Raw genomic sequence first — 14,528 nt, forward strand, 5'->3', positions numbered from 1 at the left:
CATAACATTATGTTTCTGAATTGATGCGAAGTCCGGGGTGTCCCAGACGCCGACACCCTCCCCCGTATCCGTGCCCCGTTCGAGACGTCGGTGGTGGTGTTCGAGTGAACGATCTCCCCCTCGTGTACAGAGACGAATTATTCTCACACGTTGTGTGTACGTCGTTGCCGATGCATCTCGGGTGAGTTCGAAACGAGAATTCTACATACGGAAGGCTCCGTACGTTCGTTATCGGATTTTATCTGGTTGTTCGCTGCTGAGTCGGAGCGTCGTATTCGCGAACACTGCTGCCCCACGGACGACATCCTCCCACGGCGTGAACTCGTCCTCGTTGTGGGTCTTCCCGTCTTCACTCGGGACGAAGATCATCGCCGTCTCCGCGATATCGCTCAGATACTTCGCGTCGTGACCAGCACCACTGACGATGCGCTCGGCCGAGACGTCGAGCTCCGCCGCGACGGTTTCGACCGTCGAACAGACCGATTCGGAGAACTCGGTGTGAGGGATACGCCAGATCTCGTCGACTTCGGACGACGCACCGATGCGTTCACACGCGGCGTCGACCTCGAACCGGATCGCGTCGACCCCGCGTTCGACGACGTCGTCGTCGTAGCTTCGAACGTCCGCGGTGAAGGTGGCTCTGGTCGGGATAACGTTGATCGCATCGGGCTCGACACTGATTCGGCCGACCGTCGAGACAGCGTCCTCGGACAGGCGCATCGGGAGTTTCTGGATCTTGCCGATCGCCTCCGTCGCCGCGTCGAGCGCGTCCGTCCGGGTGTGCATCGGTGTCGGGCCGGCGTGGTCAGCTTCCCCGTCGATCGTTACACCGAGCCAGCTCATGCCGTACACACCCTCGACGATACCGATACTCGTCCCGTGTTCCTCGAGCGTCGGTCCCTGTTCGATGTGGAGTTCGAGATGGGCGTGGACGTCGTGCGCCTCACATGGAGCGTCACCCGCGTAGCCGATCCGTTCGAGTGCTTCACCGACGCTGACTCCGTCGTCGTCCGTGATCGCGAGCGCTTCTTCGGTCGAGACGACGTCCGTGAAGACACCGCTCCCGAGCATCGCGTGCTCGAACCGCGCACCCTCCTCGTTGGTCCAGTTGACGATCTCGACCGGTCGGCGCGTCTCGACACCAGCGTCGTCGAGGGCACGGAGGGTCTCGAGCGCACAGAGAACGCCGAGCTGTCCGTCGTATCGCCCACCGGACGGCTGGGAATCGAGGTGGGACCCGACGAGCACGGGGGCGGCATCGGGGTCCGTGCCATCACGTCGTGCGAACATGTTGCCGAGTTCGTCGACACGGACAGCCAGTCCGAGCGCCTCGACGTCGTCGCGGAAGCGATCACGGACTGCCTTGTCCTCGTCGGAGAGGGCCAGTCGATGGAGTCCACCGCGGTCCGTCGCCCCGATCGCGGAGTAGTCGGCGAACGTGTCGCGGAGTCGGTCGGCGTCGATCTCGAGCATGCCTGCAATCTCTGGGAGAACTCGATAACTGTTCGGACGCCAGTCGGGGCCCGGACTCACTGGTCGCGGGCAGACGAAGCTCGTTCGAGACGGGGATCGGTCGGGAGGAGCCGGCATCGTTCTGCGCCGTCCGGAGCACGTCTCGGCACCGGGTCGCTCGGGTGCGAAAAATTCGCCTCGTCTACACGTTCGGGGAGTGGTCGGTCCTGGTTGGAGCGCCTGTCTGCGCCCGTGCTCAGTCTTCAGCGGACGACAGCGGTCGGCTCCCGAAGATCTCGGCGGGAACCGATCAGAAGTACCGGTCGACGATCTTCTCGGCCGTCCGCGCCGCGAGCGCCTGCCCCGTGTTGGTCGGGTTCGCCCCGCCGACGGAGTTGGCGAGCGCGCTGTGGTCCGCGACGAACAGCCCCTCGACGTCGTACGCCTCGCACGCCTCGTCGACGACCTTCCCCATCCGCATCGTGCTGTGGACGTGCAGCGCGGTCGGCGGCGAGTCCGAGCGGTGGACGTGTGACGCACCCCCCGCCCGGAGGATCTCGGCGGCGATCTCCGCCAGCCGGTCCCGCCGTCGGCGGTCGGCCTCGCTCGGCTCGTAGTTCACGAGGGGGACGGGCCCGTGTTCGTCCGCCACGCCGGGGGCCGTCGTCACGCCGTTCCGTGCGTGCGGGCGGTCGTCGCTCACCACGAGCACCTGTAGCATCCGGCGGTAGCCCGCGAGCAGGCGCTTGAGTTCCCGTCCGGCGAGCCGGCCCACCGTGTCCCACGGCGCGTCCGCCGGGTCGTTCTGGAAGGCGAAGCCCGAGGCGCTGGTGCCGAACCCGAGGATCGCGCCGAGACCCGGGTGGGTACCGACGGTCTGGAGCATCCCGAGTCCGGGGTAGTCGAACCGCGCGGCGATGTCCTGGCCCTGGTGCTGGTCGATCCGTGGCTTGCCGAGCGCGTCGTCGAGGTCGTCGGCGTCCCACAGCCCCATCACGTTGTCCCCGAAGTGGATCGTCATCCCGCGGCCGACCCACTCGTTTCGTGGGAGGTCCGCGTTCAGCCACAGTCGCGGGGTCTCGATGGCTCCCGCGGCGAGGACGACCACGTCGGCGTCGACCCGTTCGACCGACCCCGACCACGTGTCCCGGAACCTGACGCCGGTCGCCCGTGGCGTGTCGCCCAGCGCCCGCGCCGTCTCGATCCCGGTCGCGAACGCGTTCGGCCGGATCGTCACGTTCCCGGTCCGCAGGGCGGCGGGGACGAAGCTGACGTTGCTCGCCCGCTTTGCCTTCTCCTCAAACGGCGCACCACGGGGGTGGGGGTTGCCGGCGATGTTCCCCAGCGCGAGGGTGTCGCCCTCGACGTCGGGGTAGGTGAAGTCGCCGTCGTAGCCCGCGTCGACGTGGAGCGCCGCGTCGGGCTGTCGGATCGCGTTCGGCTGGGGTCGGTACCCCGGTTCGGTGACGTTCAGCCCGTCGATGAGCTCCCAGCCGGCGGCGGCCGCCCCGCGGAAGAACAGCTCCTCCTTGGCCGTCACCGGAGCCGGTTTCACCTCGCACATCTCCTCGATCTCCTGGTAGTACGGCACCAGGTCGGCGTAGTCGATGGGCCAGTGGCCCTGCTCGTCGATCGACGCCGGATACGCCCGGGGGTGGTTGCCCGTGTAGTGTAGCGTCGTCCCGCCGACGCCGGCACACTGGAGGATCGCCCCGTCGCCGGGGAACTTCCGGAACCAGAAGCCGCGTTCGTGGTCGGCGGGGCCGAAGACGAGCTTGTTCACCATCTCGAACTCCCGCGTGGTGAACTGCTCGTCGAGCAGCTCGCCGCTGAGGTCGTCGACGCTCGACGACGCCTCGCCGCCAGGTTCCTCGTGGGGCTTGGGCCACTCCTCGTTGCCGTGGAATGGACCCGCCTCCAAGACGAGCACCGACAGGCCCGCCTCTGCGAGCTTCCACGCGGCGACGGGGCCGTCACCGCCGGCACCGACCACGACCACGTCGTAGCGGTCAGCGACCATCTCAGTTCACCTCTGGGCTCGCGTCCGGTTCCGACTCCGTCTCCGGGAACGGTTCCTCGTACCCGCTCGTGTCGTAGTCGTTCTCGCGGAACTGCCCCGGACCACGGACGACCTCGACGGGCGGGGTCGCGTCGGCGTCGATGATCGTCCAGACCGCACCTTCGCCCAGCGAACTCTCGGCCGTCCCGACGTACCCCCGGAGCGCGGCGTAGCCGTCGGCGTATCCGGGGAAGTCCGTCTGTCGCCAGCTCTGGACGGCGCTCGGGCGGTTGGGGTGGACGCGCTGGCTCGGCGGTTGCGTAAACTCGTCGTACCCCTGCCACTCGCTGTAGTAGATCATCTCCGCGAAGCCGACGGCGAGCTGGCCGACGAGGCCGGCGTCGATCTCGAACAGCGTGTCCGCGAACGGTTCGACCTCGATCTCGAACTCGTCGAGGATGCCGATCGCGCGCAGTCGGTCGCGCCGCGAGAGTTTCGCGAAGAGTCCGGCCCGTTTCCTCACACGTCGCCGGGGCGGGTCGTCGGGGCCGAGCAGCGCGTACACCCGATCGAGACTGGGGTCGGAGTCGTTCTCGTCGCGGGCGACGAGCGCGATGGCCGCCTTGTCGAGCACGGCGGCGAGCGGCCCGGCGATCGGGAGGTTCCCCTGCGGGCCGAAGTGGGGGAGCCCGAACTGGAACAGGTCGTTGACGTAGACGACGAGGAAGTCGTCGAGGGCGACCGCGAGGCCGCCCGGCACGTGTTCGGGCCCGAGGTCGGCCGCGAGGTCGGGCGTCTCCGGGACGACCGCGTCGACCACCGCGCGGTACGTCACCACCGTGTGCAGGTCGCGGTCGGGGTCGAGCCGGAAGCCGAGCAGGGACGCCGCCTGCTCCCAGAGGTCGTCCACTCGCCGGAGGAACCGACGCCACCGGGGGTCCTCGTGCATACCGCTAGTCATTGTTCACCTGACATATACGGTTTTTTACGACGGATCGGACAGACAGCCGGTGGAGAACGTCGCAGCGCGCACACGGTCGAGCGTGGAGCCGGTTCGCTGTCGGCCACGAGTCGAGCGGCAGGAGGACTGACCACCGTTCTCGGCTCCGTGGACCCACCCCGCCGATATTTCCCGCCAGGCGACGACATCGAGGTATGTACAGTCGCATCCTCTTCCCGACCGACGGCAGCGACACCGCGACGGCCGCCCTCGAGTACGCCCTCGACGTCGCGGCCGCCCACGACGCGACGCTCCACGTGCTCAACGTCGCGGACACCAACCAGGACAGCCTCACCCGGATCGGTGGGCGCGTCGTCGACGTGCTCGAGGGCGAGGGGCGGAAGGTCGTCGACGCGGCGACCGACCGGGCGGCGGAGCGGGGCGTCGAGACCGTCGCGACGGTGCTGCAGGGCGACCCGGAGTTGACCATCGTCGACTACGCCGACGAGCACGACGTCGATCTGATCTGCATGCCGACGCACGGCCGAACGGGGCTCTCGCGGGTGCTCCTCGGGAGCGTCACGGAGCGCGTCGTCACCACGGCGACCGTCCCCGTGATGGTCGTCACCCCCGACGACGACGTCGAGTTCGTCTACCCACCCCGGCGGATCCTCGTGCCGACGGACGGCAGCCGCGCCGCGGGGCTGGCGCTCGCGTCGGCGATCGACCTCGCGCGGGAGGTCGGCGCGGGACTGCACCTCCTGCACGTCGTCGAGACCGCGAGCCTCGGCTTCGACGTGCGCTCCGTCGTCGCGAGCGACGACCTCGACGCGCGGGCGGAGTCGATCCTGTCCGAGGCGGTCGCGGCCGCCGACGAGGCCGGCGTCGAGCCGACCGTCCGCTCCGTCGCGTACGGCCGCCCCTACCGGGAGATCCGCTCGTACGTCGCGGAACACGACGTCGACCTCGTCGCCATCGGGAGCCACGGGGAGACCGACTTCAGTCGCTCCGTGCTCGGCGGGGTGACGACGAAGATCGTCCGCTCCTCGGCGGTGCCCGTGTTGTTACGCCGCGAGACGGGAGCCGTCGCGGACGAGGGGAGCGAGACGAGCGGCTGAGCGACTGAGCGACTGGGCGTCGGCGTCCGGCCGCCAGCGCACTCGTCTCCGCCGGCGAGCTACGGCTGTCCATGGTCGGATCGTCACCGAGCCGTCGTCGAATCGAGGACGATCCACCCCCTGATCCGCCCGCCGTCATGCGGATGTCTGACGTAGAACTAAGCCCCCGGACACCGCTGTACTGTCCATGGGCATCATGAACAAGTTGCTGAGTGGGGGGCAAACCCACAGCACAGACGACTACGTCACGCTCGACCTCGACGACTTCGACACCGCCCGCGGCGGCGAGGCCAGCACCCAGGTCCACATCGCCGAGATCGGCGGGCAGCAGGACGTCATCGCCATCAAGGACGCGGTCTACGACGGCGACATCGTCATCGCCGACGTCACCCGTCTCCGCATCAACGACAGCACGATGGAGCACATCATCGACGACCTCCAGCAGGTCGCGCGCGAGGTGGACGGCGACATCGTCCAGAAGGGCGACGACCAGATCATCATCGTCCCGCAGGGCTGCGGGATCTCCCGCCGCAAGCTCTGAGCTGGCCCCGGAACTGAGGCCACTCTTCTCCGCCACCGTGTCGATACCCACCGCAACCGATGGGTATTCCCCCGCCCGTTCCTTACGACGGTTCAGATGAGCAAGGACTTCATCGAGGTTCGAGGTGCAGAGGAACACAACCTGAAAGACCTCGACGTCCGGATCCCACGCGAACAGTTCACCGTCGTGACGGGTCTGTCGGGGTCGGGCAAGTCGTCGCTCGCGTTCGAGACGATCTACGCCGAGGGACAGCGCCGGTACATCGAGTCGCTGTCGGCGTACGCCCGCAACTTCCTCGGGCAGATGGACAAGCCGCAGGTCGAATCCGTGGAGGGACTCTCCCCCGCGATCTCCATCGACCAGAAGAACGCGGCGAACAACCCCCGGTCGACCGTCGGAACGGTCACCGAACTCCACGACTACCTCCGACTCCTCTACGCCCGCGTCGGCACGCCACACTGTCCCGAGTGCGGGCGAGAGGTCGGCGAACAGTCCGCGTCGAACATGGTGTCGCGGGTGCTGTCGCTCCCCGAGGGGACGAGAGCGAAACTCTGCGCGCCCGTCGTCCGCGACCAGAAGGGCGCGTTCAAGGAGCTCTTCGACGACCTCGTCGCCGAGGGCTACTCCCGCGTGGAGGTCGACGGCGAGGAGTACGACCTCGCGTACGACAAGCCCGACCTCGACGAGAACTACGACCACACGGTCGACGTGGTGGTCGACCGGGTGAAGATTTCGCCCGAGGCGCGCTCGCGCATCACGGACTCGGTCGAGACGGCGCTCGAGGAGGCCGGCGGCGTCCTGAAAGTGATCCTCCCCGACCCGCCCGAGGGCGTCCACCTCGGCGTCGAGAGCCGCTCGACGGGCGATCTCGCGGGCGACGGCGACGCGCGACTCGTGGTGGAGTTCTCCGAGTCGCTCGCCTGCACACACTGCGGCATCGACTTCTCGGAGATCGAGACGCGCTCGTTCTCTTTCAACTCCCCCCACGGGGCGTGCCCCGAGTGTGAGGGGATCGGCAACACGAAGGAGGTCGACGAGGATCTCGTCGTACAGGACGCCTCCCAGCCGATCAAACACGTCTTCGAGCCGTGGAGCTACAACCGGTCGTACTACCGGACCAGACTCGACTCCGTCGCCAGACACTTCGACGTCTCGGTGTCGACGCCGTTCGAGGAGCTCGACCCCGAGGTCCAGCGACAGTTCCTCTACGGCACCGACCGCGAGGTCGTCTTCGAGCGACAGACGAAGAACGGCACCCGCCGCAAGACCAAGCGGTTCGAGGGCGTCATCCCCAACCTCGAACGCCGCCACGTCGAGACCGACTCGGAGTCGACGCGCGACCACATCGAGAAGTACATGGCCGTCACCACGTGTCCCGCCTGCGACGGCACGCGGCTGAAGCCGCAGTCGCGGTCGGTGCTGGTGCAGGACACCGCGATCACCGAGGTCAACCGGATGAGCATCGGCGACGCGCTCGACCACTTCGAGGGGCTCGAAGCGGAGATGGGCGAGCGCGAGCGCACCATCGCCGAGGAGATCCTCAAGGAGATCCGCGCGCGGCTCGGCTTCATGTGCGAGGTCGGCCTCGAATACCTCACCCTCGACCGCGAGGCCTCCACTCTGTCGGGCGGAGAGAGCCAGCGCATCCGGCTGGCGACGCAGGTCGGCTCGGGGCTGGTCGGGGTGTTGTACGTGCTCGACGAACCCTCGATCGGCCTGCACCAGCGCGACAACGACCGACTGCTCGACACGCTCGAGGGGCTTCGCGACCTCGGGAACACGCTGATCGTCGTCGAACACGACGAGGAAACGATGCGCCGCGCGGACAACGTCGTCGACATGGGTCCCGGACCGGGCAAGCGCGGGGGCGAGGTGGTCGTCCAGGGCGACTTCGACGAGATCTGCGCCGCCGAGAACTCCGTGACTGCGGACTACCTCTCTGGCCGCAAGCAGATTCCAGTGCCCGACGAACGCCGCGAGTCCGCCGGCGTGCTCACGGTCAAAGGTGCCCGCCAGCACAACCTCAAGGACGTCGACGTCGACCTGCCCCTGGGGACCTTTACCGCCGTCACGGGCGTGTCGGGGTCGGGCAAGTCCACGCTGATCCACGACATCCTCTACAAGGGGCTCGCCCGCCGGATGAACGACAACACCTCGGTCGATCCCGGCGAACACGACGCCATCGAGGGCGTCGAGGAGATCGAAACCGTCAGACTGATCGACCAGTCGCCCATCGGCCGGACTCCCAGATCCAACCCCGCGACGTATACGGGCGTCTTCGACTACGTCCGCGAACTGTTCGCCGAGACCAAACTCGCCAAGCAGCGCGGCTACAAGAAGGGCCGGTTCTCGTTCAACGTCAAGGGGGGGAGATGCGAGGCCTGTGGGGGGCAGGGAACAGTAAAAATCGAGATGAACTTCCTCTCGGACGTGTACGTCCCGTGTGAGGACTGCGACGGCGCCCGCTACAACGACGAGACGCTCGACGTGACGTACAAGGGGAAGACGATCGCCGACGTGCTCCAGATGGAAGTCGACGAGGCGTACGACTTCTTCGAGGCCAACTCGCAGATCCGTCGCCGGTTGAAGCTCCTGAAGGACGTCGGGCTGGGGTACATGCGGCTGGGCCAGCCCTCCACGACGCTGTCGGGCGGGGAGGCCCAGCGGGTGAAGCTCGCCGAAGAGCTGGGAAAGAAAGACTCGGGCAACACCCTCTACCTGCTGGACGAACCCACTACGGGCCTCCACAAGGAGGACGAACGGAAGCTCATCGAGGTGCTGCACAGGCTCGTCGACAACGGCAACACGGTCGTGGTGATCGAGCACGAACTCGACCTCGTGAAGAACGCCGACCGTATCGTCGACCTCGGTCCCGAGGGCGGCGAGCACGGCGGCGAGATCGTCGCCCAGGGGACGCCCGAGGCGGTGGCGCGGGTCGAGGCGTCACACACCGGGCGCTACCTCCGCGACCTCCTCCCGGCGATCGACCGCGAGGGACCGCGGTCCGATCGGCGCGAGGTGCAGGCGAAGGCCGCGAGCGACGACGACTGAGCCGTCGGCTCCTCGTGTCGGCGGTGGGGCGCGAAGAGAGTGATTAAATATATGTCAATAGGAGATGAATGGTATCACATGACACGAGCACTCAAAACGTCCGGATTCCTCGGGCTGACGGTGATGATGGTCGTCGGCATCTACCAGCACTCGCTCGTCGCCGGTGGGGGTGGCGCGCCGGGGTGGATGGTCGGTGGACACGCACACCTCGGAGTGCTGTCGATCCTCGCGATCGTGATGGGGTTCGCCGTCGACGCGTTCGCGCTGACCGGGACGCTGCGGTCGGCCGTGACGGGCCTGTTCGTCGTCGGCCAGTGGCTCCTCCCAGTGAGCGTGTGGGTCGGGGCCGGCCTCGGTGTCACGGTTCTTCTGCCCACCGTCTTCGTGTGGGGGGTGTGTCTCATCGTCGCGATGCTCGTCATGGCGTGGCAGGCGGCGACGACCGACCTCGGCGGCGGGAGTTCGACACGGGGCGTCACGCCTGCCGACGACTGAGCGTGTGGTGCTCGGTCGGTCGCACGGAGCGGTCTCCCCCCGCTTCGAGGGAAGCCGCTGCCGTGGCCGTCAGCCGAACACGGTTCGCACGGCGTCGGCCATCGTGCTCGCCCGGGTGCCGTGTTCGAACTCGTCACGGACGCCGTTCGTGACGTAGGCCATCGCCAGCCCGTCGGGATCGCCCCAGCCGACGATACTTCCGAGTCCACCGTGACCGAACGTCGAGCGGGGAGAGAGCGTGCCGTACTTGTCCCACACGGACCCGGCACACTCGAACCCGAGGGCGTAGCGCCGGGGTACCCCGAGGGTCGCGTCGTGGTCGACCGCGATCTGAGGGGAGGTCGCCGCGGCGACGGTCTCCTCGCTCAGCACCCGGACACCGTCGAATTCGCCGCCGTTGACGAGACAGGCGTAAAAACGCGCCATGTCGCGGGCGGTGCCGATCCCCGTCGAGGCGGGGACCACGGCCCGCTGGATCGACTCCCGGTTGAACAGCGCGGCGGCGTCTTTCGTCCCCGTGTCGAGACCGGCCCCCGACGCGCGACAGGAGTCGTACGGCTCGAAGCCGACGAGCGTCGCCACCGCGTCGGCAGAGACGCCGTCGGGGAGGCCGATCGTCGTCTCGGTCATGCCCAGCGGCTCGAAGACGTGCTCGTGGGCGTACGTGTCGATCGGGGTACCCGATAGCCGCCGGACGAGCTCCCCCACCAGAAAGCCGTACGAGAGCGCGTGGTACGCCGCCGTCTCGCCCGGCGCGAACGAGAGGGTCGCGTCCTCCATTGCCGTCACGGCCGCGTCCCAGTCGGCCCACTCGTCGGGACGCGCCTCGAAGCCGGTCGTCGGCAGACCGGCCCGATGGGAGAGGACGTGCCCGACCGTCACCTCTGCCTTCCGATCGTCGCCGCGGTCGAACGCGGGCCAGTGGTCGACGACGGGGTCGTCGTAGTCGACCAGTCCCCGGTCGCGGAGGTGGTGGAGACACACGCCGGCGTAGGGCTTCGTACACGAGAACAGGAGGTGGCGCTGGTGTGGGGTCGTCTCCGCACCGTCGGAGCCGGTGACGCCGCCAGCGAGGTCGAGGACGAGTTCGTCGCCGTCGTACACCGCCAGCTGTGCGCCGTGGTGGAGGCCGGCGTCGAGGTGGGCGTCGAACAGCTGGCGGATGCGGTCGGGGCCGGTCGCGTCGAAGGGGCCGGACGACATAGTGAGTGAGACCGAGGAGCGGGTGAAATGCGTTGGGGCGAACCAGCACCCTGAACTGTTCCCCGACGGGACGTATCGACGATGCACACCGACACCGACGCGCTCCTCGAATCGGTCCGTCGCTGGCTCCGAGTCGTGGCGCTCGCGCTCGGATTCGGCGTGATCGCGCTCGCCGACGTCGGCTACAGCGTCACGAACGGTGTCGACGGGACCCTGTACGCCGTCGTCGGCATCGTCGGCGGTCTCGTCGCGACCGTCGCGGGTCTGCGGCTCCTCGCGGACCTCCTCGTCGTCTCGGGAGACGACCGGCCGACACGCGATTCGACGGACTGACGCACCGACGCGACCGCCACGCCGTCCGCGACGACCACGAGCCGTCCGCTACGACTGTCGCGTCGGCAAGCTCGGCTGTCGTGTCGGCCACGCCGATCGGTGCGTCGACCCCCTCGACCGCCGTATCGGTTCCCTCGATCACCGCGACACGTCCCGACTGTCACGGGTGAACACGCACCACCGACGCTTTCAGTCTCGGCAGTCTATCCGCCTCATGGACCGACTGTACGCCGCGTTCGGTGGACGCGTCGCCGTCGTCGACGTCGAAGGGGAGACGGTCGACGCCGACGGGGAGGTCGAACGGATCGCCGGAGCCGAGTGTCGTCGGACGGCAGCGCCCCGTCCGGACGCGTCGATCCAGTGCGTCGCCGCCTCGCCGCTCGCCCCCGACGTGGTCTGCTGTGGGACCGCCGACCACGGTCTGTTCCGCTCGGCGGACGCCGGGCGGACGTGGCACCGCGTCGCCGGCATCGACCACGAGCGCGTGACGAGCGTCACCGCGTCGGTCGTCGCCGGCGACACCGGATTCGACCGCCGCGACGGCAGTCACGACGCCGAGCGCGACGCGCGCGCGGAAGACGCGACCGACGAGCGAGTCGAGTGGTGGGCCGGGACGGAACCGAGCCGGGTCTACCGCTCACACGATGGGGAGACGTGGACCGAACGCGAGGGGCTGATCGACCTCCCGTCGGCGTCGTCGTGGGCGTTCCCGCCGCGGCCCCACACCCACCACGTCCGGTGGATCGAGGTCGACCCGCACGACCCCGACCACCTGTACGTCGCGGTCGAGGCCGGCGCGCTCGTCCAGAGCCACGACGCGGGCGAGACGTGGGAGGACCACGTCGCGGAGTCACGGCGCGACACCCACTCGATGGCGACCCACCCCGACGCGCCCGGACGGGCCTACTGCGCGGCCGGCGACGGCTACGCCGAGAGCCACGACGGAGGGGAGACGTGGCATTACCCACAGGAGGGGCTCGCCCACCGCTACTGCTGGAGCGTCGTCGTCGACCCCGCCGACCCCACGCACCGACTGCTGTCGGCCGCCAAGGGCGCGATGACGGCCCATCGCGTCGGCTCCGCGGACAGCGACGTCTACCGACGACGGGATGACCGGCCGTGGGAGCGAGTCGAGGGACTCCCGACGGGCGCGGGCGTCACCCGGTACGTGCTCGGCGTCGGCGACGAGGGGTTCTACGCGCTGTCGAACGCGGGGCTGTTTCACTCGTCAGGAGGAGAGTCCTGGGAACGGCTCCCGCTCGACGTCCCCGACGCCGCGACCGCGGCGGGAGTCGCCGTCGTCTGACGACTCGCGAGCGTCCGTTCACGAGCGCATCTGCGAGCGGCGCGTCAGCCCTCACCGTCGTCGCCGACGAGCGCCCGCGGAGGAACGACGCCGAGCCGCCGCCGCACGACGTACTCGACGGCACCGAGGGCGACGACCGCGGGCAGCACGAGGAACCAGCCGACGAGGTAGAGCGGCGTGAGACTGTCGACCGGCGCGGCGAAGAGATCCGTTCGAACCGCGTTCGCGGTGAGAACGACGACCACGAGGCCGGGTGTGACGAGACTGTGCCGGAGCAGCAGAAGCGTCGGCACGGCGCCGAGGGCGAGCATCCCGACCGCACCCCAGCCGAGCCAGAGGCCGAGCGAGTCGACGACGGCCGCGTACTCCCCGCTCACGACCCAGAGCACGAGTGCGGCGTGAGCAGCGCCGACGACGCCGGCCGTGGCGAGCGCGGCGGTCCCGAGTCGCTCGCGCACCTGCTGCGGGGTTCGGAGCGCGTGTTCGACCACACCGAGGACACCACAGCCGACGACGAGCATCGACACGGCGACGCCCACGCGGGAGAGCGAGTGGAGCCCCGACGGGACGACCGCCGGGAGGACGAGGAGGCTACAGCCGGCGACGACCAGGGTGACGTGGAGTCGACGACCGACGCCGACCACGACCCCGGCGCCGAGCGCCGCGAGGGGCAGGAGGTAGAGGAGACAGAGCGCGACGACAGCCGTCGGGAGGACGTCGCCGCCGAGTCCCGTGATGCCGAACGGAGCGAGGTACGCCGTGTAGGCGAGCGGTGCGAGGAGGGCCGCGCCGACGAGTCGTCGGTCCACGTGGGTCGACGACGGGGGCCGTGGGAGGGGGAGGAAGGGGACCATGGGGAACGCCTGGGTCGACACGGTCAAAGCCGTTCGGGCCGGACGGCCGCAGCGAACGGGGACGACCGTCGCGTCGGGACGGGTCGACGGCTTCGAGAAGATATTTACTCGCGCTCCCGTTACCGGGGAGTGATGTACGACTTCGTCGTGGTGGGGGTCGGCCCCGCAGGTGCCCGCGTCGCCCGGCGGGCCGCCGAGGCCGGCTACGACGTCCTCGCGCTGGAGAAGGGGGAGGTCGGGACGCCGCTGGCGTGTTCCGGTCACGTCTCGACGGACCTCTGGGAGTACCTGCCATCCGCGGCCAAGGCGGAGCTGTTCCAGAACCGCATCTACGGGGCGAACTTCCACGTCGGTGGCCCCGGAACGAACGCACACCGGTTCTACAAGCACGAGGAGATCTCGAACGTCATCGACCGGGTCGGGCTCGACCGGACGCTCGCCGAGCTCGCGCGCGAGGCGGGGGCGGACGTCCGCGAGAATCACACGGTGACGGGCGTCGACGAACGCGCCGACCGGGTCGTCGTGACGGTCAAACACGGCGGCGAGACGTGGGCGGAGGAGGCGAAGATGGTCGCCGGCTGTGACGGCCCCGTCTCGCGGGTGCGGCGCACGCTCGACCTGCCCGAACCCGCTGAGACGCTCCACGGCGTCCTCGCCTTCTCCGACGAGGTGGACCACGGCGATCACGTCGACGTTCACCTGACCGTCCCGCGGTTCTTCGCGTGGCGCATTCCGCGTGGAGAGGCCGGCGTCGAGTATGGCCTCGCCGCCCCGCCGGGCGCGTCGGTGAACGAGATGTTCGAGGTACTCACCGACGAGTACGACGTCGACACCGACCACTTCTGCTCGGGCGGCATCCCCATCGGGCCGCCGGAGCGGGTGACGACCGACCGCGTCTTCCTCGTCGGCGACGCCGCCGCCCAGACCAAACCGTTCACCGGTGGCGGTATCCTCTACGGCATGTCCGCGGCGGACCACGCGGTGCGGACGATCGACCCCGACGCGCCCGACACGCTGGCGGACTACGAGGCGGCGTGGCGCGCGGACCTCTCGCGGGAGATCAGGCTCGGCCACTGGGTCCGGCGGTGTTACTCACTGCCCGAGCCGGTCCAGAAACTGGGGCTCCGGGCGCTCTCGGGGGAGATCGGCGTCCACATGGACCGCCCGACGACGCTCTTCTCGCGGGAGGGGCTGAGGAAGCTCGTCAGTCGGTAGGCGATCCCGGAGGTCGTCAGT

The 14,528-nt window shown here is 68.9% G+C and carries 13 protein-coding genes; 8 read left to right on the top strand and 5 right to left on the bottom strand.

Annotated features, from left to right (window positions below; all coding sequences use genetic code 11):
- Positions 1-228: 228 nt before the first annotated feature.
- The 3 genes from FZP69_RS19735 to FZP69_RS19745 form a co-directional block, all read right to left on the bottom strand.
- Positions 229-1,473, bottom strand: coding sequence for a Zn-dependent hydrolase (locus FZP69_RS19735; RefSeq protein WP_152043068.1), 1,245 nt, complete (start codon positions 1,471-1,473; stop codon positions 229-231).
- A 289-nt stretch (positions 1,474-1,762) separates the two neighbouring features.
- Positions 1,763-3,472: a GMC oxidoreductase gene (locus tag FZP69_RS19740; RefSeq protein ID WP_152043069.1), complete on the bottom strand. Its 1,710-nt coding sequence runs from the start codon at positions 3,470-3,472 to the stop codon at positions 1,763-1,765.
- Position 3,473: 1 nt separating this feature from the next.
- Positions 3,474-4,400 carry a hypothetical protein gene (locus tag FZP69_RS19745; protein ID WP_152043070.1) on the bottom strand — a complete coding sequence of 309 codons (927 nt, stop codon included), beginning with the start codon at positions 4,398-4,400 and terminating at the stop codon, positions 3,474-3,476.
- A 206-nt stretch (positions 4,401-4,606) separates the two neighbouring features.
- Between FZP69_RS19745 and FZP69_RS19750 the strand changes: the two genes are divergently transcribed.
- The 4 genes from FZP69_RS19750 to FZP69_RS19765 all read left to right on the top strand — a co-directional run bounded on the left by FZP69_RS19750 (position 4,607) and on the right by FZP69_RS19765 (position 9,596).
- Entirely contained in the window at positions 4,607-5,509 is a 903-nt protein-coding gene (locus tag FZP69_RS19750; RefSeq protein WP_152043071.1) for a universal stress protein, read from the top strand.
- 187 nt (positions 5,510-5,696) lie between these two features.
- Positions 5,697-6,050 (top strand): cell division protein SepF, encoded by a 354-nt coding sequence (locus FZP69_RS19755; RefSeq protein WP_152043072.1) that lies wholly within the window; start codon positions 5,697-5,699, stop codon positions 6,048-6,050.
- Positions 6,051-6,146: 96 nt separating this feature from the next.
- Positions 6,147-9,101, top strand: coding sequence for an excinuclease ABC subunit UvrA (uvrA, locus tag FZP69_RS19760; RefSeq protein WP_152043073.1), 2,955 nt, complete (start codon positions 6,147-6,149; stop codon positions 9,099-9,101).
- Between the two features lie 78 nt (positions 9,102-9,179).
- Complete coding sequence (locus FZP69_RS19765; RefSeq protein ID WP_152043074.1) at positions 9,180-9,596, top strand: hypothetical protein; 417 nt, start codon at positions 9,180-9,182, stop codon at positions 9,594-9,596.
- Between the two features lie 69 nt (positions 9,597-9,665).
- On the opposite strand, the gene FZP69_RS19770 is transcribed toward FZP69_RS19765, so the two are convergent.
- Entirely contained in the window at positions 9,666-10,799 is a 1,134-nt protein-coding gene (locus FZP69_RS19770) for a serine hydrolase domain-containing protein (RefSeq protein WP_152043075.1), read from the bottom strand.
- An 81-nt stretch (positions 10,800-10,880) separates the two neighbouring features.
- Here FZP69_RS19770 and FZP69_RS19775 point away from each other — a divergent pair, with 81 nt between their 5' ends.
- Entirely contained in the window at positions 10,881-11,132 is a 252-nt protein-coding gene (locus tag FZP69_RS19775) for a hypothetical protein (RefSeq protein WP_152043076.1), read from the top strand.
- Between the two features lie 214 nt (positions 11,133-11,346).
- Entirely contained in the window at positions 11,347-12,438 is a 1,092-nt protein-coding gene (locus FZP69_RS19780) for a WD40/YVTN/BNR-like repeat-containing protein (RefSeq protein WP_152043077.1), read from the top strand.
- 44 nt (positions 12,439-12,482) lie between these two features.
- Here FZP69_RS19780 and FZP69_RS19785 read toward each other — a convergent pair whose 3' ends face one another.
- Complete coding sequence (locus FZP69_RS19785; RefSeq protein WP_152043078.1) at positions 12,483-13,292, bottom strand: hypothetical protein; 810 nt, start codon at positions 13,290-13,292, stop codon at positions 12,483-12,485.
- Here FZP69_RS19785 and FZP69_RS23320 point away from each other — a divergent pair.
- Together FZP69_RS23320 and FZP69_RS19790 are read left to right on the top strand one after the other, a co-directional pair.
- Positions 13,291-13,425, top strand: coding sequence for a hypothetical protein (locus FZP69_RS23320; RefSeq protein WP_275689382.1), 135 nt, complete (start codon positions 13,291-13,293; stop codon positions 13,423-13,425). The genes FZP69_RS19785 and FZP69_RS23320 overlap by 2 nt on opposite strands.
- On the top strand, positions 13,425-14,507 hold the full coding sequence (locus FZP69_RS19790) for a geranylgeranyl reductase family protein (protein ID WP_152043079.1): 1,083 nt from the start codon (positions 13,425-13,427) through the stop codon (positions 14,505-14,507). The genes FZP69_RS23320 and FZP69_RS19790 overlap by 1 nt, the downstream gene beginning before the upstream one ends.
- Positions 14,508-14,528: the final 21 nt, after the last annotated feature.

Origin of the sequence: Salinigranum salinum (assembly GCF_009176545.1) — an archaeon.
Taxonomy (GTDB): Archaea; Halobacteriota; Halobacteria; order Halobacteriales; family Haloferacaceae; genus Salinigranum; species Salinigranum salinum.

What these genes read in the sequence shown, in the direction of transcription:
- FZP69_RS19735 (WP_152043068.1), bottom strand. Translation starts at nt 1,473, where the DNA reads ATGCTCGAGATCGACGCCGACCGACTCCGCGACACGTTCGCCGACTAC.
- FZP69_RS19740 (WP_152043069.1), bottom strand. Translation starts at nt 3,472, where the DNA reads ATGGTCGCTGACCGCTACGACGTGGTCGTGGTCGGTGCCGGCGGTGAC.
- FZP69_RS19745 (WP_152043070.1), bottom strand. Translation starts at nt 4,400, where the DNA reads ATGCACGAGGACCCCCGGTGGCGTCGGTTCCTCCGGCGAGTGGACGAC.
- FZP69_RS19750 (WP_152043071.1), top strand. Translation starts at nt 4,607, where the DNA reads ATGTACAGTCGCATCCTCTTCCCGACCGACGGCAGCGACACCGCGACG.
- FZP69_RS19755 (WP_152043072.1), top strand. Translation starts at nt 5,697, where the DNA reads ATGGGCATCATGAACAAGTTGCTGAGTGGGGGGCAAACCCACAGCACA.
- uvrA (WP_152043073.1), top strand. Translation starts at nt 6,147, where the DNA reads ATGAGCAAGGACTTCATCGAGGTTCGAGGTGCAGAGGAACACAACCTG.
- FZP69_RS19765 (WP_152043074.1), top strand. Translation starts at nt 9,180, where the DNA reads ATGACACGAGCACTCAAAACGTCCGGATTCCTCGGGCTGACGGTGATG.
- FZP69_RS19770 (WP_152043075.1), bottom strand. Translation starts at nt 10,799, where the DNA reads ATGTCGTCCGGCCCCTTCGACGCGACCGGCCCCGACCGCATCCGCCAG.
- FZP69_RS19775 (WP_152043076.1), top strand. Translation starts at nt 10,881, where the DNA reads ATGCACACCGACACCGACGCGCTCCTCGAATCGGTCCGTCGCTGGCTC.
- FZP69_RS19780 (WP_152043077.1), top strand. Translation starts at nt 11,347, where the DNA reads ATGGACCGACTGTACGCCGCGTTCGGTGGACGCGTCGCCGTCGTCGAC.
- FZP69_RS23320 (WP_275689382.1), top strand. Translation starts at nt 13,291, where the DNA reads ATGGGGAACGCCTGGGTCGACACGGTCAAAGCCGTTCGGGCCGGACGG.
- FZP69_RS19785 (WP_152043078.1), bottom strand. Translation starts at nt 13,292, where the DNA reads ATGGTCCCCTTCCTCCCCCTCCCACGGCCCCCGTCGTCGACCCACGTG.
- FZP69_RS19790 (WP_152043079.1), top strand. Translation starts at nt 13,425, where the DNA reads ATGTACGACTTCGTCGTGGTGGGGGTCGGCCCCGCAGGTGCCCGCGTC.